Genomic DNA, 912 nt, shown 5'->3' with positions numbered 1-912 from the left:
CTCGTCCCCAGTATAGAAGCTAAATTTACAAGGTTTATAATTCCACATAAAGGGCACATTATATCAAGATCACATGAAACAAGCACAAAAAATACCTTCCATTCATTAACTTTCTTATATCTCAATTTTCACACCTCTTAATGGTCTTACATGGCTACTCGCGCACGGCCTATGCTGCCGCCGTTTTCGCCACTGCCATTATTCTATTTTTTTGATAGTGCTCTCTCCGCTTCTTCTCTGTTTAAAAACCACTTCTCTCCAAAAAGAAAATCAAAGAAGGAATAGTTTTGATGGTTTTCTCTATCCATGCATATCATGTACAGCCCACCACCAGTGTATTTCCAGCCAATGCAAAAACATTCGGATACCCTCCCGGCGAACGTTCCATAAACTATATCGCCAACCTTGCATGGAAGTTTTACAAGCTGTTTCTGGTCTTCCAGTCGTCTATACTCCGCCAACTTCCGTATTTCGTCCGGTTCAAGGCCAACATCTTCATACTCCTTAAGCAGCCAATATATAGTCATGGCCTCCTGTCTAACCAATCTGGCATCTATTACAGTTCTCTTTATTCCGCCTTCAATCGGCTCATCCGGAATTGTAAACCTATCCATTATCCGTTCCTCCTTTAAATGATCGTTTTGTTAAGCAAACCGCAGCTGCTCCTTGCTATCGTCTATCCTCATGTTCGGCATTCTCTCGCCTACTTTCAGATACGGACAATTTGCAGATACGAGCGCCTGAGCCATTATCGGCACCACGCTATTCCCGATCCGCGCCACCTGTTCCCCGACCGGGTACGGCTTGCCCTCAATATCCCGATTAAGTATATAATCCTCCGGGAACCCTTGCATTTTCTTAAGTTCTTCCGGTTTTAACATACGGAGAAAGATATCTTTTATGAGATACTGT

Annotated in this window: 2 protein-coding genes; both read right to left on the bottom strand. The window is 43.2% G+C overall.

The features are described from left to right. Window positions 1-203 precede the first annotated feature (203 nt). The gene (locus tag NE664_12450) at window positions 204-614 is read right to left on the bottom strand and encodes a hypothetical protein (protein ID MCQ4727450.1); all 411 of its coding nucleotides are present in this window, start codon (window positions 612-614) and stop codon (window positions 204-206) included. Window positions 615-644: 30 nt separating this feature from the next. After that, window positions 645-912, bottom strand: a 268-nt coding sequence (locus NE664_12445) for a DNA cytosine methyltransferase (protein ID MCQ4727449.1), incomplete at its 5' end; no start/stop codon positions are given.

It is taken from the genome of Anaerotignum faecicola, from assembly GCA_024460105.1.
Taxonomy (GTDB): Bacteria; Bacillota; Clostridia; order Lachnospirales; family Anaerotignaceae; genus JANFXS01.
The sequence above is the reverse complement of the archived record's forward strand: the minus strand, read 5'-3'. Positions and strand labels throughout refer to the sequence as shown.

What these genes read in the sequence shown, in the direction of transcription:
- NE664_12450 (MCQ4727450.1), bottom strand. Translation starts at nt 614, where the DNA reads ATGGATAGGTTTACAATTCCGGATGAGCCGATTGAAGGCGGAATAAAG.